The sequence below is a fragment of the Mesorhizobium comanense genome (assembly GCF_005503535.1).
In the GTDB taxonomy this organism is placed as follows: Bacteria; Pseudomonadota; Alphaproteobacteria; order Rhizobiales; family Rhizobiaceae; genus Mesorhizobium; species Mesorhizobium comanense.
Genome location: NZ_SCNN01000001.1, coordinates 419,440 through 443,312, shown reverse-complemented (window position 1 = coordinate 443,312; position 23,873 = coordinate 419,440). Strand labels below are relative to the sequence as shown.

The window sequence follows — 23,873 nt, the reverse complement described above, 5'->3', positions numbered from 1 at the left end:
GACACCTTCTCCCTCAAGGGGAGAAGGAAGAAACCCTTACTCCGGCACGTGTCTGACCGCGCCCTTGTCGGCACTGGTAGCGAAGGCGGCGTAGGCGCGCAGTGCCGTCGTGACCTTGCGCTTGCGCTTCTCCTCCGGCTTCCAGGCCTGGGCGCCCCTGGCTGCCATCGCCGCCCGGCGCGCTTCAAGTTCGGCGTCGCTGACAGCAAGGCGGATGGTGCGGTTGGGGATGTCGATCTCGATCGTGTCGCCCTCCTGGACCAGCCCGATCGTGCCGCCCTCGGCGGCTTCAGGCGAGACGTGGCCGATCGACAGGCCCGACGTGCCGCCGGAGAAGCGTCCGTCGGTAACCAGCGCGCAGGCCTTGCCCAGCCCCTTCGATTTCAGATAGCTGGTCGGATAGAGCATTTCCTGCATGCCGGGGCCGCCGCGCGGCCCCTCGTAGCGGATGACGACGACATCGCCGGCCTTGATCTCGTTGGCGAGGATCGCCTTGACCGAGGCGTCCTGGCTCTCGAACACCCGCGCCGGGCCGGTGAACTTCAGGATCGATTCATCGACGCCCGCCGTCTTCACGATGCAGCCGTCGAGCGCCAGATTGCCCTTCAGCACGGCGAGGCCGCCATCCCTTGAGAACGGCGTCTTGGCCGAACGGATGACGCCCTTCTCCCGATCGAGATCGAGATCGTCCCAGCGGCGGTCCTGGCTGAAGGCGACCTGCGTCGGCACGCCGCCGGGAGCGGCGAGGAAGAAGTCGCGGACATTCTGGCTCGATGTGCGGGAGATGTCCCAATGATCGAGCGCCTCGCCGAGCGTGGCCGTGTGCACGGTCGGCAGGTCGCGGTTGATCAGTCCGGCTTCGTCGAGCTGGCCGAGAATGGCCATGATGCCGCCGGCGCGATGGACGTCCTCCATGTGGACATCGGACTTGGCCGGCGCCACCTTGCACAGCACCGGAACACGGCGCGAGAGCCGGTCGATGTCCTCCATGGTGAAGTCGACCTCGCCTTCATGGGCGGCGGCCAGGATGTGCAGCACCGTGTTGGTCGAGCCGCCCATGGCGATGTCGAGCGTCATGGCGTTCTCGAAGGCGCCCTTGGAGGCGATGCTGCGCGGCAGGGCGCTCTCGTCGTCCTGTTCGTAATAGCGCTGGGCGAGATCGACGGCGAGATGGCCGGCCTCGACGAACAGGCGCTTGCGGTCGGCGTGGGTTGCCAGCGTCGAACCGTTGCCGGGCAGCGACAGGCCGAGCGCCTCGGTCAGGCAGTTCATCGAGTTGGCGGTGAACATGCCCGAGCATGAGCCGCAGGTCGGGCAGGCCGAGCGTTCGATGACCTTGACGTCCTCGTCCGAAATCCTGTCGTCGGCCGCCGCGACCATGGCGTCGACCAGGTCGAGCGCCTGCGTCTTGCCGGCCAGCACCACCTTGCCGGCCTCCATCGGGCCGCCCGAGACGAAGACGGTCGGGATGTTGAGGCGCAACGAGGCCATCAGCATTCCGGGGGTGATCTTGTCGCAATTGGAGATGCAGACCATGGCATCGGCGCAGTGCGCGTTGACCATGTATTCGACGGAATCGGCGATCAGCTCGCGCGACGGCAGCGAATAGAGCATCCCGTCATGGCCCATGGCGATGCCGTCGTCGACAGCGATGGTGTTGAATTCCTTGGCGACGCCGCCGGCCTTCTCGATCTCGCGCGCGACGAGCTGGCCGAGGTCCTTCAAGTGGACATGGCCGGGCACGAACTGGGTGAAGGAATTGACCACGGCGATGATCGGCTTGCCGAAATCACTGTCCTTCATGCCGGTGGCGCGCCAGAGGCCACGGGCGCCGGCCATGTTGCGGCCATGGGTGGTGGTGCGGGAGCGATAGGCAGGCATGACTTTTCCTTAGCTGGCTGGCTGCGCTCGATGCGGAGCGTGGCGGCGCTTAATTCGGACCGCAGGCGTTATAGACGCGCAAGCTTGGTCTGGCCACATTTTTGCAATGCGCCAGCAAATCAGATGCCGGGTTGACCGGATCGGTCGGCATGTATATAGCTAATTGGGTATATATCTATTTGGCTATGGATTATTCATGAACCAGTTGGACGCTACCTTCGCGGCTCTTGCCGACCCCACCCGCCGCGCGATCCTGGCCCGGCTCATCCAGGGCGAGGCATCGGTGATGGAGCTCGCCGAGCCATTTTCGATGAGCCAGCCCTCGATTTCGAAACATCTCAAGGTGCTGGAAAACGCCGGGCTGATCTCACGCGGCCGCGATGCGCAACGCCGACCCTGCCGGCTGGAAGCCAAACCCCTGGCGGAAGCCAATGAATGGCTGGAGCGCTATCGCAAGATCTGGGAGGGCAATTTCCAGCGCCTCGACGCCTTGCTGGGCGCCTTGCAGGCCAACAAGCCCACGGGTGAAGCGGAACAATAGCCGTCACCGGGCGTACCCGAAGCGGGCTGCGCCCTTCAAAGAAAATCGGGACCCGTGTCGGATTGCCCGCCGACCGAACGTCCTTGGAGAAACACCCACGGTTGAGGAGATACCGTCTTGAGCACCACGCACTTGCCCGGTTCGACGGTCGCGACGCTGGCCGTGACCACGCCGTCCGATCGCGAAGTCCAGATCGTCAGGCTGTTCGACGCGCCCCGCCCCATGGTCTTCGACTGCTGGACGGTGCCTGAACTGCTCAAGGGCTGGCTGCATGGGCCGGACGGCTGGCGGCTGGCGGTCTGCGAGATCGACCTGAGGGTCGGCGGCGCCACACGCTATGTCTGGCAGCACCGTGACGGCCGCACCATGGGCATGAGCGGCGCCTACCGCGAGATCGTGCGGCCGAGCCGGATCGTTGCCACCGAGCTGTTCGATGAGGATTGGACCGGCGGCGAGACGGTCGGAACGGTCGTCTTCACCGAACAGACCGGGAAAACCCTGCTGACCCAGACGGTGCTCTATGCCTCCCAGGCCGCCCGTGACGGGGCACTCGGCACAGGCATGACCGGCGGCATTGCCGAAAGCTATGCCCAGCTCGACGCCTATTTGACTTCGCTCCGCGACGCCTCGAAGGGCGCGGCCTGATTTCCACTAAAGCAACGAGGAGAGACCCCATGCAAAAGATCACCACCTTCCTGTGGTTCGACGGCCAGGCCGAGGACGCCATGAACCACTACGTCTCCATCTTCAGGAATTCGAAAGTGCTGAGCGTCACGCGCTGGCCCAAGGGCCACGCCGACGAAGGCAAGGTGCTGGTCGCCTCGTTCGAGCTCGACGGGGTGCAGTTCCAGGCGCTCAATGGCGGTCCGCAATACAAGTTCACTGAGGCGATCTCGCTTTCGATCGATTGCAAGACGCAGGAAGAGGTCGATCATTTCTGGACAAAGCTGACCGAGGGTGGCGGCGAACCCGGCCCCTGCGGCTGGCTGAAGGACAAGTTCGGCGTCTCCTGGCAGGTCGTGCCGGAGCAATTGCCGCGCCTGCTTCAGGATCCCGACCGGGCCAAGGCCGGCCGCGTCATGGGAGCGATGATGCAGATGGGCAAGATCGACATCGCCAATCTCGAAGCGGCGGCAAAGGGCTGATCCAGACCGGCCAGGCAAGCATTCAGCCTGCCATGGTCAGGTGTCGTGCCGCGGCGCCCATCCCGACGGCATGACGCCCCTCTCGGCAAGAAGCTCGCCGATGCGCCGGCCCACAGCGGACAAGGAATGCTGCTGCCTGAGCAACGCGAAGCCATTTCGCGCCCGCGCTTCGGCTTCGTCCGGGGAATCATGGATGGCACGCAGGGCCTCGACCGCGGCATCCCTGTCCGCGGTCGCCCACACCTGCCCTTCGGTGTGCAGGTATTCGCCGTCTCGAACAGGCTCCAGACTGTAAGCGACTGGATATCCGGTCGCCTCGTTGATGAAATCGGTCGTGCCGCCATAGTCGGTGGCCACGACGGCCTTGCCTGCCGCGAGAGCCTCGGCGGCGCCCAGGCCAAAGCCCTCGGACCGGTGGAGCGAGATGAAGGCATCGCATTGCATCATCAGCGCGTCCATGCCGGGCCGATCGAGAGTTTGATCCACGATCCGGATCCGGTCGTCCTGCGCCGCGGCCTCGCCAAGCCAGGCACGCAGCCCCTGGTCTCGCTTACCGCGCGTTTTGACGACGAGCTCAACATCGCGCTTCATGGGCTGGAAGGCCGCCCGGAAGGCATCGACGGCGGCCTGCGGATTTTTCCGCGCGCCATAGGAGTCAAAATCCAGAAACGTAAAGAAGCGCAATTGCGCACGGCCGGCTCGCGGCTGTGGCCGCAGAGCGGGGAGGCGCATGGGGTGCGGCACGTAGCGCGGCGTAATGCCTGGGACATCCGAAAGCGCCGAGGCGACGAATCGCGACGGGGCCCAGACTTCGTCGAAATCGCTGATAGCGGGACGCCAGTCCCCGGGAACCCTCAGAAGCTCCCAGAGCGGATAGAGGATGTTCAGCCTGCCTGGAGCAATGTCGGGACGATGGTTGTCGATGGAACTCAAGCCTAGCACCACGAGCTGGGCCTTGCGGTCGACGATCGGGTTGCTCTTGCTTGTAAATTCGTCGTCGTTTTCCCGACCGGGCACAGCCAGGGCGCGGGAGGATACAGGCAGTCGGGCAGCGTCGCAGGCATAGACGATATTGCGCGCCGTCTGGCCAAGGCCGATCTCCGAACGAAGGTATCCGCTCACGCATAAGCCGTCGTCCAAGGTCCGGACGGCCGGGACGAACTCAGGCGGCCTCGGCGGCTGAGCGTCGAGCCGTGCGAGGTTTTGCAACAGATAGGACATCGGATTGTCCTGGCCGAGCCTAAACCCAGGAACCAGCGCCGCGCGGCTTTCGATGTCGATGCCGGCCGCCGGCTCCCGCTTCGCCCGCCAGCCACGATCCATGTAGTGGGCGAACGGATCGAGGCCGCTGGACGCGACATCCCCATACCTGCTCGCATACCACCCGGCGTCAAAGACGCCCGTGAACTCGGCCAATGCCCGCAGGGGATCGCGCGGCGCTTCCATGCGGAACATCGATCTCAATTTCCGCTTCAACCGATCCCTCCAGGGGATGGCGCGCCGGACACGCCGCAAGAAACGTCTGATGAAATGGTCCGCCTTCATTGCACTTCCGACCAGTCGGTCCAGGGAAAGAGGGGATGCGGGCGATCCCCCCAATCCGCATGCGGATTGAAGAAGGGGTCATGATCCACCGCATCCGGCCAGCGGCCGATCATCAACTCCATGGCCGCAAGGCGCATCCTCATCACATCGGGTGTGGTCGCCAGGCCGCGCGTCGACGACTCTGAATGCACAATCCCGTCCGTCGGCAAACAGACGACACGCAGCCCGGCGGCGCGGGCGCGCAAGCAGTAATCGACGTCATTGAATTCGACAGGCAGGCTGACCTCATCGAAGCCGCCGACCCTGTCGAAGACGTCCCGCCGCGTCGCAATGATCGCTCCGGTCACGGCCTGATAGTTGCGGACGGTACGCAGTGCGTGGAGATATCCCTCCGAATCGCCCGCGGCGCGGCGCAGGACATGCTGTGCCCATACGGGATAGTCCCGGCCCGAACCCGGCCGGAGGATGACGCCGGCATGTTGAACGGTGCCATTGGGATAGAGCAGGCGCGCGCCAACCACCCCGACTTCGGGCCGCATGGCGTGCGCCATCATCACCTGGATTTCGTGCGCCTTCTTAACCTCGACGTCGTTGTTGACCAGCATCAGCATCTGAGCGGTCGTGGCGGCCACGCCCATATTGACCATGCGCGAGAAGTTGAAATGACCGTCAACTCTCAGGATGCGGGCGCCATATTGCTCCTGGAGCCGCGCATAGAGCGCCAACGTCCGCGGGTCGGTGCTGGCATGGTCGACGATGACCAGTTCAAGCCCCGGGATTTCGGTGAACTCCAGAAACCGCACGCATTGCTGCAGGAGTTCGGGCTTGTCGCGGTTGGGAATGACGATCGCCGTGGAGCTGGCGGTCGGGAAGACGCCGATGCCTGGTTGCGCCGCAAGTCGCGGCGGACCCGCGGGCAGATGCATCACCGGCTCGGTGAGACGGCCTGTCGCCAGCGGACTATCGACAAGACCACACAGCCAGGCATGCAGGGACGCCGGGCGCGATGACCGCCGGTCAAGCACAAGTCTGCGGGATGCCATGAACGCGGTCCCGACATAGTCCATCGCAACGATCAGATCGGGATCCCAGCCGGGTAGAAAGCAGGGCAGCCGTGCCGGTCCGCTCGCCGCGGCGCGGTCATGGTCGCAGATGATCAATTCCGGCGCCGTCCTTCCCGGCGGCGGAGTGAGCATCCGGTTCAGCAGATCGAAGGCGTCCGGATCGAACGTGGTTCCCGCGGCCGCGAAGACGAGATGGCTGCCGCGCCAGGCACGGTCGGTCGCCGGGTCGGACAAGACATCCAGCACGTCGAGCGCCGGCTCGGCGAACAATCCGCGCAGGGTCGCGAACCGGTCCGCATCCGGCAGGTCCCGCTCCGCTGTCCCGATCACCACGACCTCGATGTTTCGATAGGTCTGATCCAGCAAAGCCGACAGGGTCCGCGACAGGCCGGTCGCGGACGACGATGCTTCCGGATAGACGAAAACCGTGATCAGGTGGTTCCAGGCGGGCTGCTCGCGGCGTGACCATTTTCTTTCGGTCGCCCTGGATTGCCGCCAGTCCTCGTATCCCGCCAGGAGGGCATCATCCCGCCGCCGGCTCATGCGGTCGGCCACCGATCACCCGCGCCCTGGCCGGCGGTCACGCGACAATGTTTTCCGGGAATCTTCGCGCGGGAGCAGAAGCTCCTTCCGAGGGCTTCAAGCAGGTCAGGCGCCACAAAGTCCCCCAATCCGGTAAGCAGGACCTTCATCGCTGTCAGGCGCGCCCCGTCCATCCAGCCCGCCGGGAACCAGCAGCGGCGAGCGCGGATTGATAAGCACATTGCTCCCGGCCAGTCACGCCGGGGCAATGGGAACGGCCGAACTTAAATTGGGGGCATTTTGGCCGAGAGAGATGACCTCATCAAGCCGCCTTGTCGCGAACCTGATAATCCTTGATCGTGGCGAAGCGGATCGCTTTCCAGCGTTCCGCCTCGTAGTTCAGCGAAAAGGCGTGCTGGGCGAGGAACACCGGGTCATTGTCGAGGTCGCGGGCGATGTCGCCGCGATGCGCTTCGACAAAGCGCTGAAGCTCGGCCTTGTCGTCGGCCGAGATCCAGCGGCAGACCGAAAAGCGTGACATCTCGAAGTCCACCGGAAGCGTGTATTCGATGTTCAGCCGCTCCTTCAGGACGTCGAGCTGCAGCGCGCCGACGACACCGACAATGGCGGGTGAGCCGTCCTCGGGCGAGAACAGCTGCACGACGCCTTCCTCGGCCATCTGGTGCAGCGCCTCCTTGAGTTTCTTGGCCTTCATGGCATCGCCGAGACGGACACGACGCAGGATTTCGGGAGCGAAGTTCGGCACGCCGCGAAACAGGATTTCCTCGCCCTCGGTCAACGTGTCGCCGATGCGAAGCGTGCCGTGATTGGGGATGCCGACGACATCGCCGGCAAAGGCTTCGTCGGCGGTGACGCGGGTGCGGGCGAAGAAGAACTGCGGCGCCGACAGGCTCATCGGCTTGCCGGTGCGTACCAGCTTCGCCTTCATGCCGCGCTCGAGCTTGCCCGAACAGACGCGCACGAAGGCGATGCGGTCACGATGGTTGGGGTCCATATTGGCCTGGATCTTGAAGACGAAGGAGGTCATCTTCTCCTCCGTGGCCTCGACCTTGCGGCTGTCGGCCTCCTGCGCGCGTGGCGGCGGGCCAAAAGCGCCGAGCGCCTCGATCAGGTCGCGAACGCCGTAGTTGCGCAGCGCCGAGCCGAAATAGACAGGCGTCAGGTGACCTTCCCGGAAGGCTTCGATATCAAGGGGCCTGCACGCCTCCCGCGCGAGTTCCAGTTCCTCGATGAAGGCCTCGCGCTCATTGTCCGGCAAAAGACCGGCGACGCGGTTGGAATCCGGGCCGTTGACGGGCGTGCGTTCCTTTTCGTCATCGCCCCTGCGCACGGCGTTCAGCGCCAGGTGGTAGGTGCCTGAAAACGTCTTGCCGCGGCCGATGGGCCAGGTGATGGGCGCAGTGTCCAGCGCCAGCTTCTGCTCGATCTCGTCGAGTATCTCGAACGGATCACGGCTCTCGCGGTCCATCTTGTTGACGAAGGTGATGATCGGGATGTCGCGCAGGCGGCAGACCTCGAACAGCTTCAGCGTGCGCGGCTCGATGCCCTTGGCGGCATCGATGACCATGACGGCGCTATCGACCGCCGACAGCGTGCGGTAGGTGTCGTCGGCGAAATCCTCGTGGCCGGGCGTGTCGAGCAGGTTGAAGACAGTGTCCTCATACTCGAAGGTCATCACCGAGGTGACGACCGAAATGCCGCGCTCTCGCTCGATCTTCATCCAGTCGGACCGTGTCTGGATGCGATCCTTCTTCGCCTTGACCTCACCGGCAAGCTGAATGGCGCCGCCGAACAGCAGCAGCTTTTCGGTCAGCGTCGTCTTGCCGGCGTCCGGGTGGGCGATGATCGCGAAGGTGCGGCGGCGCGCCACTTCCTCAGGTATTGTGTCGGGCATTCTTAGGGGTATCCGTATGACAGGCCGGGCTTCTAGCAGCGCAGCGCCGGGCTGTCGACCGGTCCGGCGGCGCAGGAGACCCGCAGCGGCCTCAGGCCGCTCCGTTGGGGCAGGCGCAGCACCGGCTTGCGCGATCGCGGCGTCGGGAACGGTGCCCGACAATGTCAAACCAGATAATTCCGCCACTTTCGCGGTTGGCAAACGCCCGACCTGATGGCACTGGAATGAACCATCCCCGGGGATTGGATCGCGAAGGAATAGAGATGGTCGCTGCGAAAGAAGTCATCGTCGTCGGCGCCGGCATCATCGGCGCTTCGATCGCCTGGCACCTGACGAGGGCCGGAGCACGCGTGACGGTCATTGCCGACAGCGCCCCCGGCGGCATCGCCACGCCGAACTCCTTTGGCTGGATCAACGCCAGTTGGGGTAACCCCGAGATCTATTTCCGCCTGCGCACCCGCGCCATGGCCGAATGGACGCGGCTGGCGAAAGACCTTCCCGGCCTGCCGCTCGTCTGGTGCGGCGGCCTGTGCTGGGATTTGCCGGCGGCCGAGATGGACAGCTATGCCGCGCAGCATTCATCCTGGGGTTATGGCATCGAACGCGTCGACCGTGCCACAGCCGCGCGCATCGAACCCAATGTCGCGGACCTTCCGGACTTTGCCTTGCATGTCGCCGAGGAAGGCGTGGCGGAACCGGTCGCGGCCACGAAAGCCCTTTTGGCCGACGCCGGGCGCCATGGCACCCGCATCTTGTCCAGCACCGTCACGGCACTGGTCCAGACGGACGGCAAGATTACCGGCGTCGACACCTCGCATGGGCTGATCGCAGCCGACGAGGTGGTGATCGCGGCCGGCGTCGGCTCGCCCGATATTGCCGCCACGGCCGGCATCAAGCTGCCGATCGAGACGCCGCCGGGGCTGATCGTCCATTCCCGGCCCTACAAGAAACTGCTCAACGGCCTGGTGCTGGCCGAACGGTTGCACATGCGCCAGACGGCGGAAGGTCGCATCATCGCCGGCTCCGATTTCGGTGGCGCCGATCCGGGAATGGATGCCGACGTCACTGCCCTCGACCTGTTCGCGGCCATGAAAGCCATGCTGCGGGACAGCGATGGGCTGGAACTCGATTTCCACACGGTAGGCTTCCGGCCGACGCCGGTCGACGGCTTTCCGATCATCGGCCGCGCCGACGGGATGGACGGGCTCTATATCGCGGTGATGCATTCTGGCGTCACGCTGGCGCCGGCCGTCGGCCTGTTCGCCACGCGCGAAATTCTGGATGGCGAGCGCGACCCGCTATTGACGCCATACGGACTGTCGCGCTTCGCTCAATAGCCCGGCGGACGGCGAAAACCCCCAGTCAGTGGTTCGATCGCCTTGGCCATGCCGAGCAGCCGCGACTCCGACCAGCGCTTGCCGACCAGTTGCAGGCCGATCGGCAGGCCATCACTGTCCTGCCCGCATGGCATCGAAAGCGCCGGGTGGCCGCTGTAGTTGAAGATGGCGCCATAGGCCGGCAGCATCCAATAGCTTTGCTCCTTGCCGTCGACGCTGATCTGCGTGCCCGCCTCGCAATGCGGGAAAGCCGTGGTCATGGTGACTGGGCACAGCAGCGCATCCCAGTTCTCGAAGAACTGCTCCCAGGCGACAATGGATCTGTCGCGGCGGGCAAGCGCCTCGAACCAGCGCGAGACCGGTGTGGGCTGTTGTGGTGGTTCGGGCTGCGCCGCTTCCATCATCATACCGATCAGTGCGCCACCCTGGGCGAGATCGTCGTGCAGGTCGAGCCTGGGCAGTTTCGCCTCCTCGACGACGACGCCCGCGCCTTGCAACTGCCTTGCCAGATTTTCGACGGCGTCGCTGATCTCGCCGGCCACAGGAAAACCGGGGGAGGACGGCGCGAAGGCGATGCGCAATGCCTTGAGACCGAGCTTCGGCATAGCCTCGACCGGCACCGGTGCGAGATCGGTGTCGCGTCCGTCAGGCCCGGCGATGATCTGGTAAATTAAGGCCAGATCGTCGACGCTGCGCGCCAGCGGTCCGAGGCAGGACATGAGCCGCACGCTGCGCGCAGCGCTGCCCGGGTTCGGAAAAGCGCCGGCCAGCGAGACGCGGTGTTCCGTCGGTTTCAACCCGTAGACGCCACAGAAGGCGGCGGGCAACCTGATCGAATCCTGCATGTCGGTGCCGATGTCGAATGGCGTCATCCCGGCGGCAACCGCCGCCGCGGCGCCGCCACTGGAACCGCCTGCGGTGCGTTCGAGATTCCATGGATTGCCGGTGCGGCCGAAGAGCGGATTGTTTGATTGCCAGTCCGACAGCATGGTGGCGACATTGGTCCTGGCCATGAGCACGCCCCCGGCGGCCCTGAGCCTGGCAACGACCGGGCTGTCTTCATTCGCCACATAGTCAGCGAAAGCCGGAAACCCGACCGTCGTCTTCATGCCTGATGCCTCATGCGTGTCCTTCAGCGTGAAGGGTACGCCATGCAACGGCCCGAGCGCTTCGCCACGCGACTGTGCCACGTCAGCCTTTCGGGCGCGTTCGCGCGCGCCTTCGCGATCGAGCGAGATGACGGCGTTGACGCCTTCATTGTGCCGGTCGATCTGCGCCAGATGCGCGTCGAGGAGCTCGACGGCGGAAATCTTGCGGTCACGGATCGCGGCGGAGAGATCGGTTGCCGAGGAAAATACGAGGTCCATCATTGATGCTCCGGCTTGGCCGCGCTGACCGGATCAGGATGACCGACAGCAGCATGACTTCAAGCGGAATTGAGCATTCGAGGACCGGCGGCCCTTGATCGGAATTGCGCCTTTGAGGTCGGCGACGTTGCCGCGATTGGCAATCCGGCGAAAAACTATCCGACCAGTGCGAGCTTTGCGGTTGCCGGTGCAAAGGGATGAATGGTGATCCCCTCCCGGGTCATGGTGACGAAGCTCGATGGCGGCACCGCCTGCCAGTCGCCACCGTCGCGATCGAAAGGCTCCGAGACGATGCAGCGGCCGCCGCCCTTACGGAACACGGAGGTGTAAAGTGTCGGCGCCTGGGCATCGGTGGCATAGCGCACCGCATGCAGCGCCTGGCCGTCGGAGAAAGCGGCGGTGAGTTTCAGCGCCGGTTCGACGCCGGCGCGGCGCGAGGCTTCGATGACGCGGCTGGTGGCGCGCGATACGGCGCCTTGCGGATCAACGGCCAATCCCTCGTCGATCATAAGGAGGAAAAAGAGTTCGGAATCGGTGGTGCCTTCGCGCTGATCGAAGACGGCGTCGGACAGGGTATTCTCCAGCGCCCGCCGGATTTTCTCGAAGCCGCCGATCTGGCCGTTGTGCATGAACGACCAGCGCCCCGAAATGAACGGGTGGCAATTCATGCGGCTGGTGGCGCCGCCGGTCGAGGCCCTGACATGGGCAAGGAACAGGCCGGACCTGATCTGCCGGCACAGGCTCTTCAGATTGGGATCGGACCAGGCCGGCAGGATATCGCGATAAAGACCGGGTTCCGGCCGGTCTCCATACCAGGCAAGCCCGAAGCCATCGCCATTGGTAGGCGACTTCGCTTCCTGGGCGCAGTGGCTCTGGGCGATCAGCGAATGACAGGGCGCCGTGAGGATGTCTTCCAGAAAGACCGCTTCACCTAGATAGGCCGCCCAACGGCACATCGCTTCTGTCGTCCTCTAGAGCATGATGCCGAAAAGTGTGACGCGGTTTTCGGACGACATCATGCTCTATCTCTTTGATTTAGAGCCGGATTCAGATTTCAGGTCGACTCGACATGAAATCATCCGGCTCTAGGCGCGATCCATAAGAGCCGCAGGCTCCTTGATCGCGTGCTTGCCTCTGTTGTGCGTCCGCTCGTAAAGCTCGCGAACGATTCGGCTGGCGGTAGTCTCGAAGAGAAATGGCAAGAAAGCGTGAACGAGCGCTGCCCCCGCGGCCATCAGCAGGCGGGAGGAGAACCAGGCCGCGAAGGCCATATGGCCGAAATAGGTCTCGCCGACCTTGGCCGGATGCGATGTGAAGATGCCTGCGACCGACATTTGGGTCCCCTTCGGCGCTCGAGTTCGAATATGAGTATCGTGACACGGCTCGTCGGTTCATTGGTCTCAAAATATCCTTGTATCTGGCGCATCATTGGGACAAATATCCCAATATGGCTTTCGACATCGACGAAATGGACCGGAAGTTGCTGGGCGAATTGCAACGCGACGGCACCTTGTCGGTCGACCAGCTTTCGGAGCGCGTGGCTTTGTCGCGCAATGCCTGCTGGCGCCGCGTGAAGAGGCTGGAGGAGGAAGGCGTCATCACCGGCCGCGTGGCGCTGGTCGATGCCGACAAGCTTGGACTTGGCCTGTCGGTGTTCATCCTGATCCGCACATCGAATCACGATCCCGACTGGCTGCGGAAATTCCGCGCCGCGGTGACCGGCTTTCCCGAAATCACCGGCGTCTACCGCATGTCGGGCGATCTCGACTATGTCCTGCGCGCCCGCGTCGCCGACGTGAAGGCCTATGACCGGCTCTACCAGCGGCTGATCGCCAAGGTGGCGCTGTCGGACGTCTCGGCCTCCTTCGTCATGGAGGAGATCAAGGAGACGACGGTGGTTCCTATGGAAGTGCGTTAACCGCCCGATCCGGCAGGCTGGCCATAGTGATGCCCGAAAGAAAGCCGTTGATACGCCCGCAGGCGAATTGACCGAATCGGCAATCGCGCCGATAGGATCACTTTTATGCGCGCAGCTCTCCAAACTCCCTCCGTCATCGGTCCGACTGTCGGCTTCGTCAGGTTGCCGCATGCTGAGGGCCTTCCGCTCCCCGCCTATGAAAGCGCCGGCGCCGCCGGCATGGATTTGCGTGCGGCGGTGCCCGACGACCGTCCGCTGCTGATCCTGCCTGGGAAACGCGCTCTGGTGCCGACAGGGCTGATCCTGGAGATTCCCGAAGGCATGGAAGGCCAGGTGCGGCCACGCTCCGGCCTCGCCTTCAAGCATGGCCTGACCGTGCTCAATTCACCAGGCACGGTCGACAGCGACTATCGCGGCGAGGTGAAGGTGCTGCTGGTGAATCTCGGCGACGAGGATTTCGCCGTGACGCGCGGCATGCGCATTGCCCAGATCGTTTTCGCTTCCGTGACGCAAGCAGCGGTGGAAGAGCGTTCGCTGGCCGGCGGCACGGTGCGTGGCGCCGGCGGATTCGGATCGACCGGCACAGCGTGAACAAGATACCAAAGCTTGTCATCTTCGACTGCGACGGGATTCTCGTCGACACCGAAAATCTCGCCAATCGGCGACTCGCCGAATGGCTGAGCGCCGACGGCTATCCCACGACCTTCGAATATTGCCGCAAGCATTTCTCCGGCCGCAGCATGGTCTCGGTGCAGAAGGAGATCGAGGGGCAGACCGAGGTCAGGCTGGGCGCCGATTTCGTCGATCGCTGGAATGCCGGCCTGCCGGACCTGTTCTCGCATGGCGTCGAGGCGATCCCCTATGTCAGGGAGTTCATCGAGGCGGTTCGCGCGGCCGGCATCGCCTATTGCGTCGCCACCTCGGCGAGGGTGTCGAAGATGCACATCACGCTCGGCCAGACCGGCCTCTTGCCGCTGTTCGACCATGCGATGTTCAGCGCCACGATGGTGTCGCGCGGCAAGCCGTTCCCGGACCTGTTCCTGCACGCGGCCAAAACGATGGGTTTTGCCCCCGCCGACTGCGTCGTCATAGAGGACAGCGTCGCCGGCACGCAGGCGGGCATTGCCGCCGGCATGCGGGTGTTCTCCTACCATGGCGACCCCTATTCGGACCGCGATGGCCTGGTTGAGGCTGGAGGCATCCTGTTCGATGATATGCGCCAGCTTGCCGGGCTGGTGCCGATTCACTGAACTGATTTTCGGCCCCACGCCGCGACCGGCTGTGTTAGCGTGCCGCTCGCCAACCCGGGCCGCGCATGAAACCCATCCTGCTTCGCTTCGTACTCGTCATGATCCTGCTGCCGTTCCTTTCGGCCGCGGCCGGAGCGGAAGCCGCCGGGGCAAAGGCCGTGAGCTTTCCGACACTCGAGAGCGCGCTGCCCGGGCGCAGCGATGTCACCTATCTCGATCTTGCCAGGATGGTCATTCCCGATCTCGCGGCCGACACGGGCGGCACGTTCAAGGGCGGGCTGCCGATCGAAATGCGTCATGTCGGCGGCCCCGACAGCGGCGGATCGCCACCTGAAACATCGAGCTTCGCGAATGCCGAGGTGCTTCCCATCAGGGTTGGCGGCAGGGACCGGCTGGCGATGCTGTTGGACCTCGGCGATTCTCCCGACAGTGCCGAGGGCTACGCGGTGCTGGCGCTTTACGACATCACCGCCAAGCCGAAGCTGCTCGACAAGGCCAACGTCGCGGTCGACCGCAACACCTATTTCCAGAAACCGGGCAAACTCGCCATCGGCGCCAATGACGACATCCTTACAATCGAAAGCTCGCATTCCAATTCGAACCAGAACTATATGATCGCATCGATGATCATGATCGCCAGCGACAAGTTCGAGCTGATCGACATGATCTATATGCTCGACGAGCACGTCTGTGAGTACAGCCGGACGCAGGACGTCACCTTCGAAGCCATTGCGGAGGGCCGGCCCCATGCCGCGATCAAGGCGACCGTGACGGACACCACCGGACCTACCGGTGACAGCTGCGGCGAGGCGCCTCCGAAAGCAGCCTCGCATCGGATTTCCGTCACCTACCACTGGAACAGGAAGCGGTCGCGCTACGTCAAGGACTCCAAGGCATTCGAGCGTTTGTCAGCAGAAAACGCCAAACGGTTCTGAGCCAACCGCATTCGTTTGCCCGACCGCGAACAGCGCGGTAGCATCCGCTCCAAAATTCATGATGGGGAGCATTCATGGACAAGGGCAAGATCTTTCGCGACCTGCATGCCTCGACATTCGTCATGCCTAATCCGTGGGATCCGGGCACGACGAAGCTGCTCGCCTCCTTCGGTTTCAAGGCGCTGGCGACGACCAGCGCCGGCTTTGCGTTTTCGCGCGGCCTGCCGGATGGCGCGGTGAGCTTCGAACAGATGATCCATCACTGCCGCGATGTGACGGCGGCAACCGAACTGCCGGTCTCGGCCGATCTCGAAAAGGGCAAGGGCGACAGCGCCGAGCAGGCCGCCGAAACCATCTTCGCGGCCGAAGCGGCCGGGCTTGCCGGCTGCTCCATCGAGGACCACACCGGCGACGCGGACAAGCCGATCTATGATTTCTCGCACGCCGTCGAACGCGTGGCGGCGGCCGCCGAAGCGGCGCGGGCGCTGAAGCGCGATTTCGTCTTCACGGCCCGGGCCGAGAATTTCCTGTGGGGCAAATCCGACCTTGACGACACCATCAAACGGCTTCAGGCCTTCGAGAAGGCTGGCGCCGACGTGCTCTATGCGCCGGGCATCGGCGACGTCGAGATGGTGCGCACGCTCTGCTCTGCGGTGGGCAAGCCGGTCAATGTCATGGCGAAACCCGGTTTCACCATAGCCGACCTCTCCATGGCCGGAGTAAAGCGCATTTCGCTCGGACCATGGCTGACCAATTTCGCCTATGGCATGCTGGAGACGGCGGCGCGCGAGATACAGCAGGATGGCACGTTCGGCTTCACCCGCGCGGCGATGCCGTTCGGCAAATTGCAGGCGCTTTACGGCAAATGACACTGACCGTCGTCGACATGCACACGGGCGGCGAACCGCTCAGGATCGTCACATCAGGCTATCCGGCCATCCCGAAGGGCACCATCCTGGAAAAGCGCGCCTATGTGCGCGACCATCTCGACCATCTGCGCAAGCTGCTGATCTTCGAGCCGCGCGGCCATTACGACATGTACGGCGCCCTTCTGGTCGAGCCGGACCTGCCCGGCGCCGACCTTGCGGTGCTGTTCATGCACAATGAAGGCTATTCCACCATGTGCGGCCACGCCATCATCGCGCTCGGCCGCTACGCGGTCGATGAAGGGCTGGTGGCCAAGCAGGAGCCGGTCACCACCGTCAGCATCGAGGCGCCGTGCGGGCTTGTCGTCGCGTCGGTCGAGGTCAGGGACGGCAAGGCAGGCGCGGTGTCGTTCGAAAGCGTGCCGGCCTTCCTTTATTCCGCTGACCAGAAGATCGACCTTTCGGGCTACGGCGCCATCGGTTTCGACATCGCCTATGGCGGCGCCTTCTACGCGCTGGCCGACTGCCATCAGTTTGGGCTGGAATTCGGCCGCGACCGCGTGCGCGATTTCGTCGATGCCGCAACCGCGCTGACGAACCGGCTGAAGACCGAATTCCCGCTATCGCATCCCGATCACGATGATCTCGCCTTCCTCTACGGCACGATCCTGACCGATGGCCGCGACGCGTTCTCGGGAGACGTGACCAGGAATGTCTGCGTTTTCGCCGAGGCGGAGGTCGACCGTTCGCCGACCGGCTCCGGCGTCACCGCGCGGCTGGCGGCGATGTTTACCAAGGGCCAGATCGCGATCGGCCAGACGCGAACTTTCGAGAGCATCGCCGGATCGCGCTTTTCCGGCGCGGTGGCGCGGACGGCGAAGGCCGGCCCGCACGAGGCTGTCATCGCGCGCGTCGGCGGCCGCGCCTATTACTCCGGTCGCGCGGAATTCATCATCGAGGCCGATGACGAGCTTGGACGCGGATTTCTTCTACGCTGACCGGACAACCGCGCGTGCCGAAACCGCCTTGTGCAGATGCACCATCATGGCGGCGGCGAAAAGCGGCGTCAGAAGGTTGAGCAGCGGCACGGCCAGAAAGGCGGCGATGACCAGCCCGGCGAGGAACACCGTTCCCGCATATTGCCGGCGCAAGGCCTTAGCCTCCTCCTCCGAACGAAAGCGCATGGCGGCGAATTCGAAGAACTCGCGGCCGAGCAGGTAGCCGTTGACGACGAAGAAGGCGGCGATGTTGATGCCGGGAACCAGCAGAAGCATCAGCGCCACGATGTTGCCCAGGATGACGACGCCGAAGAATTTCACCGCCAGCACCAGAGAGCGCAACGCCGGCATGGCGCGCCCGGCCGGGTCGCGGGGATAATCGGTTCGCTCGACGACCTCGGCGACGTCGTCGAGGAACAGGCCGGCGATCACGGCGGTGACCGGCGCGACGAGCAAGGCCATGCCGAAGGCGAGCGCGATTGCCGCCACGATGCCGCCGAGCCACCCGGCCCATATCGGCATGCCCGGTAACAATGCCTGCAGCCACGGCAGTGCCAGCCATTCGACGAGACTGGTCAGGCCGAGCCACAGGGCGACCAACGCCAGGAGCGTCAGGCCAAGCGTCTTGATGAACACGGCGCGGAAGGGCGGTGTAAGCAGTTCAAGGGCCGCAGTGCGAGCGGCGTCGAAGATCACTTTGCGTCACCCCGGTTCATGTCAGCCGAATTTGGCGGGCGAGGCTGAAATAGGCAGCGCCGGCCGCAAGCACAAGCGCCGCGGTCCTGTAGAACAGTTCACGCCCCACAGGGATGGTGACCTAACGCGCCAGGACAGGCTTGCGGACCGGAATGGTCATGGCCGCGACGCCGGCGACGACAAAGGCCATACCCAGCCATGCCGCGGGGCCGAGGCTTTCGCCGAGGAACACCGCGCCGATGCCGACGCCGATCGGCACGCGCAGATAGGCCTGCGATGTGGTGCCGACCGAACCCAGCGTGTGGATGAGGCGGAAATAAATGACAAAGGCTAGTGCGGTCGAAAACACCGACAGGCCGAGCAAGGCGAGGATCGACGCCATCGATGGCGCGAGCGTCCAGGGGTGGTCGACCACCAGGCTCAGGGGCACCAGGATGACGGCACCGCACAGCATCGACCCGGCCGCTGGCAGCATCGGATCGAGGCCCTTGAAGCCACGACCGAAGATCGCGGCGCCGGCATAGGAAATCGTTGCGACGACGATGGCGAGCTGAGCCCACATCTCATGGCCGAGGCCGCCCAGCGCCTCGGTGCCGATGATGAGGCAGATGCCGATAATGCCCGCGCCGACGCCGACGAGCTTGCGCGTCGTCACCGGCTCATGGCGGGTGATGAGCGCGGTGAGCAAGAAGGTGAAGATCGGCGAGGTCGAGTTGAGAATGGTGGCGAGGCCGGCGTCGACCGACCGTTCAGCAGCCGCGATCAACGTGAACGGCACGACGCTGTTGAGGCAGGCCTGGAAGGCGAAGCGGCGCCAGCTTGCCGCATCTGCCGGCACGGCGAGGCCGCGCCAGCGGATGACGGCGAGAAGAAGAGCGCCGGCGATCAGGGTGCGCGCGGCAATGAAGGTAACCGGCGGGATGGTTTCGACGCCGATCTTGATGAAAGTGTAGGATGCACCCCACAGCACCGCCAGCACGCCGAGCAGGGCAAGGTCAGTGGTGGTGTCGCTTCTTGCCGTCATCGACTGGTTGCCTTCGGGCCGGGTTGAACGGCCTGTTCTAGGCAAGCTGGCGATGAAATGTTTCGGCCACGGTCGAATTGTCGTAGCGCCTGGTCTTGGGCGCCGGACTTCGAGGCCGCCGGCCAAACTGCTGCCGCGCTCTAGGCAAAGCCGTCGCGAATCGCTAGACCCGCGCCCGGCCGACATGGCAAGAAGCCGGCTCTCTCTTTGTACGCAATTCCTGTGGGAAAACCGCTACGCACTTTTCCTGGAATTGCTCTAGGTTTTTGGTGGAGACATTGATGCCGGACTATGACGTGCTTTGCATCGGCAATGCCATTGTCGATATCATCGCCCAGTGCGAGGAGGACTTCCTCGAAACCAACGGCATCATCAAGGGCGCGATGAACCTCATCGACACCCAGCGCGCCGAACTGCTCTACAGCCGCATGGGGCCGGCGATCGAAGCCTCTGGCGGCAGTGCCGGCAACACGGCGGCGGGCGTTGCCTCCTTCGGCGGACGCGCTGCTTTCTTCGGCAAGGTTTCCAACGATGCGCTGGGCGAAATCTACGCGCACGACATCCATGCCCAAGGCGTCGCCTTCGACACCAGGCCGCTCCAGGGCGAACCGCCGACGGCGCGCTCGATGATCTTCGTCACCCCCGACGGCGAACGCTCGATGAACACCTATCTCGGCGCCTGCGTCGAGCTTGGCCCGGAAGATGTCGAAGCCGACAAGGCGTCGGGCGCCAAGGTCACCTATTTCGAGGGCTATTTGTGGGATCCGCCGCGCGCCAAGGAGGCTATCCGGCAGACGGCGAGGCTGGCGCACGCGGCCGGCCGCGAAGTGTCGATGACGCTGTCGGATTCGTTCTGCGTCGACCGCTATCGCGACGAATTCCTCGACCTGATGCGCTCGGGCACGGTCGACATCGTCTTTGCCAACAGCCACGAGATCAAGTCGCTCTACCAGACGTCCTCGTTCGAAGAGGCGCTGGCGCAGATCCGCAAGGACTGCAAGATAGCCGCCGTGACGCGGTCGGAAAAAGGCTCCGTCATCGTGCGCGGCGATGAGACCGTGGTCATCAAGGCGACCGCGATCAAGGAACTGGTCGACACGACCGGCGCCGGCGATCTCTACGCCGCCGGCTTCCTGCACGGTTATACGCAGGGCCGCGACCTGCAGACTTGCGGCGACCTTGGCTCACTGGCGGCCGGACTTGTGATCCAGCAGATCGGCCCCAGGCCAAGGCAGAACTTGCGCAAAGAGGCGGAACTGGCCGGCCTGCTCTAGGACGCGTCAGGCGACCGTCTCCCCCGGGAGATGCCGGCGGACCGGAGGGAATGCCGTCCCGCCGGCTCTCCAGTTCCAAGTATTGCTGCCCATCCAAGGCCGAACGGCGGGGTGCACAAACGTCGCCGCGTGGCGATCCTTCGCGCCTCCCCTTCAGCGCTGTTGGGCATATCCCCACGAGACGGAAATCGACCGCTTTACCGTCGCGCGGTTGTCACATATCGCTTCTACACGAAAATGAGAGCGCTCCGTGACTGACATTTCGGAACGCTTATCGGGGTGTGGAAGAATGCAGGACAGCTACCTGTCGGGTCGCTGCTTCTGTCGCCGTTGCGCTTTCCGCTTTCAGCCGTAGCCGTTCAACAAACGGCCGCCGCTGAGGGAGGAGAGCGCGCGGTTCAGAGACAGATGCATGACCAAATTTCAGATTGAGACGACCGGCATCACGCAGGACGATTTCGCCGACATGGTGGCGGAAAAGGTTGAACGCGCGCTTGCCCACTATGACGAGGCCATCAACAAGCCCACAATGGTCTCGGTCGGCAAGATCGCCGGATCCATAGCATCGGCCGTCACCTTGCTGTCGCCCAAGCACCAGCGCGCCATCGACACCATCCATGCCGACCTCCCCGGGCTGGCCTCGAAATTCGTGCGCGCGCTGGCAGCGGAAGCCGCGCGCCGCAGCGAAGCCGGCACCACGGGCGCCGACAATCTGCCTTCGGCGTCGCCGGCCAACGCCGAAACCCCTTCCCCGCTGCCGCAGTCGGACGACCTGGAATCGATGCTGATCGAGGACTGGGCCGGCCGCGTCGCCGGCTCGACCTATCTGGAGGAAAACCTCCACATTGCGCGCTCGACGCTCCACCGCTGGCAAAGACGCAACGACGTCGTTGCCTTGCGCAAAGGCGGCCGCAGGCACGTCTTCCCGCTGGCGCAGTTCGTCGACGGCAGGCCGGTGGCTGGCATAAGCGAAGTCCAGGCACTGATCGGCAATCCAAGGCTGGCCTGGCTGTGGCTGACACGCCCGGCGGCGCAGCTTGACGGCCGCATTCCGATCGACCTGATGCGCGCCGACCAGGTCGAGGAAGTTGTCGAGGCGGCAAGGGTATTTGCCGCGGGCTAGTCCAGACGCTGTGGCTGTCGGCTTTCGCCGGCAGTGCCCTGCCCCGTCAAGTCCCCGCCGAATAGGCCGCGATCGCCGCCATGTTGACGATGTCGCTATCCTTGGCGTTCAGCGAGACGATCTGCACCGGTTTGTTCAGGCCGACCAACAGCGGGCCGATGACCGTCGAGCCGCCGAGTTCCTGCAGCATCTTGGTCGAGATCGAGGCCGAGTGGAACGCCGGCATGATCAACACATTGGCCGGGCCGGTCAGCCTTATGAACGGATACTGCGCCATGGCGCGGGCATTCAACGCCACGTCGGCGGCCATTTCGCCGTCATATTCGAAATCGACGCGACGCTTGTCGAGGATGCGCACGGCTTCCTGGACGCGCTCCGAACGCTCGCCCTGCGGGTGGCCGAAGGTGGAATAGGCGAGCATGGCGAGCCTCGGCTCATAGCCCATGCGGCGGGCAAAGCCGGCCGCCTCCTCGGCGATGTCGGCGATCTGCTCGGCGTTCGGCATGTCGTGCACGGCGGTGTCGGCGACGAGCACCGTCTTGCCGCGCGCCAGCACGATCGACACGCCGATGACGCGGTGGCCGGGCTTGGCGTCGATGACGCGCCTGATGTCGTCGAGCGCGGTGGAATAGTTGCGGGTGACGCCGGTGACGATGCCGTCGGCATCACCCAGCGCCACCATGCAGGCGGCGAAGTGGTTGCGGTCGTTGTTGATCAGGCGCTGGCAGTCGCGGAACAGGAAGCCTTTGCGCTGCATGCGCTCGTAGAGATAGTCGGTGTAGATGCCGTTGCGGCGCGACAGGCGGGCGTTGATGATCTCGATGCCCTGCTTGTTGAGGTCGATGCCGGCGTGCTTGGCGTTTTCCTTGATGACGTCGTCGCGGCCGAGCAGGATGGCGGTGCCGAGCTTCTGGTTCACATAGGAGACGGCGGCGCGCATGACCTGCTCCTCCTCGCCCTCGGCGAAGACGATGCGCTTGGGCTGGCGGCGTACGCGGTCATAGATGCGCTGCAGCGTCGAGGCGATCGGGTCGCGGCGGGCCGACAGTTCCTGCGCGTAGCGGTCGAGGTCGAGGATCGGTTTGCGGGCGACGCCGGATTCCATGGCCGCCCTGGCCACGGCCAGAGGAATGGCCGAGATCAGGCGCGGGTCGAACGGCACCGGGATGATGTAGTTGGGGCCGAATTTCGGCCGGTTGCCCTGATAGGCAGCGGCAACGTCGTCAGGCACGTCCTGGCGCGCCAGTTCGGCCAAGGCACGGGCGGCGGCGATCTTCATGTCGTCATTGATGGTGGTGGCGCGCACATCGAGCGCGCCTCGGAAGATGTAGGGGAAGCCGAGCACGTTGTTGACCTGGTTCGGATAGTCCGACCGGCCGGTCGCCATGATGGCGTCGGTGCGGATCTCGGCAACTTCCTCCGGCGTGATCTCGGGATCCGGATTGGCCATGGCGAAGATGACCGGGTTCTTGGCCATCGACTGCACCATGGCGGTGGTCAGCGCGCCCTTGGCCGAGAGGCCGAGGAAGACGTCGGCGCCGTCGAGCGCCTCGGCGAGGCTGCGCGCTTCCGTCTTCACGGCATGCGCCGACTTCCACTGGTTCATGCCTTCGGTGCGGCCCTGGAAGACCACGCCCTTGGTGTCGCACAGGATGATGTTTTCCGGCGCGAAGCCCATCGCCTTCATCAATTCGATGCAGGCGATGCCGGCCGCGCCGGCGCCGTTGCAGACCAGCTTGGTGGTCTTCATGTCGCGGCCGGTGATTTCCAGCGCGTTGATCAGACCGGCGGCCGAGATGATGGCCGTGCCATGCTGGTCGTCATGGAAGACGGGGATGTCCATCAGTTCGCGCAGGCGCTGCTCGATGATGAAGCATTCCGGCGCCTTGATGTCTTCCAGGTTGATGCCGCCGAAGGAGGGGCCGAGGAAGCGCACGCAGTTGATGAATTCGTCGGCGTCCTCGGTGTCGACCTCGAGATCGATGGAATCGACGTCGGCGAAGCGCTTGAACAGCACCGCCTTGCCTTCCATCACCGGCTTCGAGGCCAGCGCACCGAGATTGCCGAGGCCGAGGATGGCGGTGCCGTTGGAGATGACGGCGACCATGTTGCCGCGCGTCGTGTAGTCGAAGGCACGGCTGGGGTCCTCAGCGATGGCGCGCACCGGCACGGCGACACCGGGCGAATAGGCGAGGCTCAGGTCACGCTGCGTCGTCATCGGCTTGGTGGCGACGATCTCCAGCTTGCCCGGCCGGCCCATGGCGTGGAATTCGAGCGCTTCCTGCGCGCTGACCGACGGACCGCTGTTTTCGGTTTTCCTTGCCATGATGTCTTGATGTCCTCGCCATTGCAGCGCCTCCTTGAAGCGGGCGCCTTGCAGGGTTCGAATTAAGACTACGCGCGGCGCGCTGTAAACCGCCAAGCTCGGCAAAGCTGCTTCAATGCGAACGAGGCCGGTCGAAGGTCCTTGCG

The 23,873-nt window shown here is 64.4% G+C and carries 22 protein-coding genes; 12 read left to right on the top strand and 10 right to left on the bottom strand.

The features are described from left to right. Window positions 1–36: 36 nt before the first annotated feature. The gene (ilvD, locus tag FFS37_RS02080) at window positions 37–1,881 is read right to left on the bottom strand and encodes a dihydroxy-acid dehydratase (protein WP_137929265.1); all 1,845 of its coding nucleotides are present in this window, start codon (window positions 1,879–1,881) and stop codon (window positions 37–39) included. 196 nt (window positions 1,882–2,077) lie between these two features. Here ilvD and FFS37_RS02075 point away from each other — a divergent pair, with 196 nt between their 5' ends. The 3 genes from FFS37_RS02075 to FFS37_RS02065 all read left to right on the top strand — a co-directional run bounded on the left by FFS37_RS02075 (window position 2,078) and on the right by FFS37_RS02065 (window position 3,567). Further along, on the top strand, window positions 2,078–2,422 hold the full coding sequence (locus FFS37_RS02075; RefSeq protein WP_137929264.1) for an ArsR/SmtB family transcription factor: 345 nt from the start codon (window positions 2,078–2,080) through the stop codon (window positions 2,420–2,422). Window positions 2,423–2,539: 117 nt separating this feature from the next. Further along, a complete protein-coding gene (locus tag FFS37_RS02070; RefSeq protein WP_137929263.1) occupies window positions 2,540–3,067 on the top strand; it encodes an SRPBCC family protein in 528 nt (175 codons plus the stop codon). A 29-nt stretch (window positions 3,068–3,096) separates the two neighbouring features. Continuing rightward, window positions 3,097–3,567: a VOC family protein gene (locus FFS37_RS02065; protein ID WP_137929262.1), complete on the top strand. Its 471-nt coding sequence runs from the start codon at window positions 3,097–3,099 to the stop codon at window positions 3,565–3,567. Window positions 3,568–3,603: 36 nt separating this feature from the next. Here the strand turns inward: FFS37_RS02065 and FFS37_RS02060 are convergent, their stop codons facing one another. From FFS37_RS02060 to FFS37_RS02050, 3 genes are all read right to left on the bottom strand, one after another. Further along, window positions 3,604–5,022 carry a glycosyltransferase gene (locus tag FFS37_RS02060; protein ID WP_171026141.1) on the bottom strand — a complete coding sequence of 473 codons (1,419 nt, stop codon included), beginning with the start codon at window positions 5,020–5,022 and terminating at the stop codon, window positions 3,604–3,606. Window positions 5,023–5,108: 86 nt separating this feature from the next. Continuing rightward, window positions 5,109–6,719: a glycosyltransferase gene (locus FFS37_RS02055; RefSeq protein ID WP_137929260.1), complete on the bottom strand. Its 1,611-nt coding sequence runs from the start codon at window positions 6,717–6,719 to the stop codon at window positions 5,109–5,111. A 301-nt stretch (window positions 6,720–7,020) separates the two neighbouring features. Beyond that, complete coding sequence (locus tag FFS37_RS02050; protein WP_137929259.1) at window positions 7,021–8,613, bottom strand: peptide chain release factor 3; 1,593 nt, start codon at window positions 8,611–8,613, stop codon at window positions 7,021–7,023. Window positions 8,614–8,876: 263 nt separating this feature from the next. Here FFS37_RS02050 and FFS37_RS02045 point away from each other — a divergent pair, with 263 nt between their 5' ends. Then, window positions 8,877–9,950 (top strand): NAD(P)/FAD-dependent oxidoreductase, encoded by a 1,074-nt coding sequence (locus FFS37_RS02045; protein ID WP_137929258.1) that lies wholly within the window; start codon window positions 8,877–8,879, stop codon window positions 9,948–9,950. On the opposite strand, the gene FFS37_RS02040 is transcribed toward FFS37_RS02045, so the two are convergent. The 3 genes from FFS37_RS02040 to FFS37_RS02030 all read right to left on the bottom strand — a co-directional run bounded on the left by FFS37_RS02040 (window position 9,944) and on the right by FFS37_RS02030 (window position 12,651). Continuing rightward, on the bottom strand, window positions 9,944–11,317 hold the full coding sequence (locus tag FFS37_RS02040) for an amidase (RefSeq protein WP_137929707.1): 1,374 nt from the start codon (window positions 11,315–11,317) through the stop codon (window positions 9,944–9,946). The two genes, FFS37_RS02045 and FFS37_RS02040, sit on opposite strands and share 7 nt — an antisense overlap. Before the next feature lie 155 nt (window positions 11,318–11,472). Then, window positions 11,473–12,273, bottom strand: a complete 801-nt coding sequence (locus FFS37_RS02035) for a class II glutamine amidotransferase (RefSeq protein ID WP_137929257.1) — start codon at window positions 12,271–12,273, stop codon at window positions 11,473–11,475. A 129-nt stretch (window positions 12,274–12,402) separates the two neighbouring features. Next, window positions 12,403–12,651: a DUF6356 family protein gene (locus tag FFS37_RS02030; RefSeq protein WP_137929256.1), complete on the bottom strand. Its 249-nt coding sequence runs from the start codon at window positions 12,649–12,651 to the stop codon at window positions 12,403–12,405. 113 nt (window positions 12,652–12,764) lie between these two features. Here FFS37_RS02030 and FFS37_RS02025 point away from each other — a divergent pair, with 113 nt between their 5' ends. From FFS37_RS02025 to FFS37_RS02000, 6 genes are all read left to right on the top strand, one after another. After that, window positions 12,765–13,235, top strand: coding sequence for an Lrp/AsnC family transcriptional regulator (locus FFS37_RS02025; protein ID WP_137929255.1), 471 nt, complete (start codon window positions 12,765–12,767; stop codon window positions 13,233–13,235). Window positions 13,236–13,340: 105 nt separating this feature from the next. Next, on the top strand, window positions 13,341–13,826 hold the full coding sequence (gene dut / locus FFS37_RS02020) for a dUTP diphosphatase (RefSeq protein WP_137929254.1): 486 nt from the start codon (window positions 13,341–13,343) through the stop codon (window positions 13,824–13,826). Beyond that, window positions 13,823–14,485 carry an HAD family hydrolase gene (locus FFS37_RS02015; RefSeq protein ID WP_137929253.1) on the top strand — a complete coding sequence of 221 codons (663 nt, stop codon included), beginning with the start codon at window positions 13,823–13,825 and terminating at the stop codon, window positions 14,483–14,485. The genes dut and FFS37_RS02015 overlap by 4 nt, the downstream gene beginning before the upstream one ends. Window positions 14,486–14,550: 65 nt before the next feature. Further along, window positions 14,551–15,420: a hypothetical protein gene (locus tag FFS37_RS02010; protein ID WP_137929252.1), complete on the top strand. Its 870-nt coding sequence runs from the start codon at window positions 14,551–14,553 to the stop codon at window positions 15,418–15,420. Between the two features lie 74 nt (window positions 15,421–15,494). Next, window positions 15,495–16,289 (top strand): isocitrate lyase/PEP mutase family protein, encoded by a 795-nt coding sequence (locus FFS37_RS02005; RefSeq protein ID WP_137929251.1) that lies wholly within the window; start codon window positions 15,495–15,497, stop codon window positions 16,287–16,289. Further along, a complete protein-coding gene (locus tag FFS37_RS02000; RefSeq protein WP_137929250.1) occupies window positions 16,286–17,284 on the top strand; it encodes a proline racemase family protein in 999 nt (332 codons plus the stop codon). The genes FFS37_RS02005 and FFS37_RS02000 overlap by 4 nt, the downstream gene beginning before the upstream one ends. Here FFS37_RS02000 and FFS37_RS01995 read toward each other — a convergent pair. Both FFS37_RS01995 and FFS37_RS01990 read right to left on the bottom strand, forming a co-directional pair. Further along, on the bottom strand, window positions 17,276–17,980 hold the full coding sequence (locus FFS37_RS01995; RefSeq protein ID WP_137929249.1) for a sulfate transporter family protein: 705 nt from the start codon (window positions 17,978–17,980) through the stop codon (window positions 17,276–17,278). The two genes, FFS37_RS02000 and FFS37_RS01995, sit on opposite strands and share 9 nt — an antisense overlap. A 121-nt stretch (window positions 17,981–18,101) precedes the next feature. Beyond that, on the bottom strand, window positions 18,102–19,004 hold the full coding sequence (locus FFS37_RS01990) for an EamA family transporter (RefSeq protein WP_137929248.1): 903 nt from the start codon (window positions 19,002–19,004) through the stop codon (window positions 18,102–18,104). Window positions 19,005–19,285: 281 nt separating this feature from the next. On the opposite strand from FFS37_RS01990, the gene FFS37_RS01985 reads away from it, so the two are divergent. After that, the gene (locus FFS37_RS01985; RefSeq protein WP_137929247.1) at window positions 19,286–20,278 is read left to right on the top strand and encodes an adenosine kinase; all 993 of its coding nucleotides are present in this window, start codon (window positions 19,286–19,288) and stop codon (window positions 20,276–20,278) included. Between the two features lie 412 nt (window positions 20,279–20,690). Continuing rightward, a complete protein-coding gene (locus FFS37_RS01980) occupies window positions 20,691–21,401 on the top strand; it encodes an MbcA/ParS/Xre antitoxin family protein (protein ID WP_137929246.1) in 711 nt (236 codons plus the stop codon). A gap of 46 nt (window positions 21,402–21,447) precedes the next feature. Here the strand turns inward: FFS37_RS01980 and FFS37_RS01975 are convergent, their stop codons facing one another. Further along, window positions 21,448–23,727, bottom strand: coding sequence for an NADP-dependent malic enzyme (locus FFS37_RS01975; protein ID WP_137929245.1), 2,280 nt, complete (start codon window positions 23,725–23,727; stop codon window positions 21,448–21,450). Window positions 23,728–23,873: the final 146 nt, after the last annotated feature.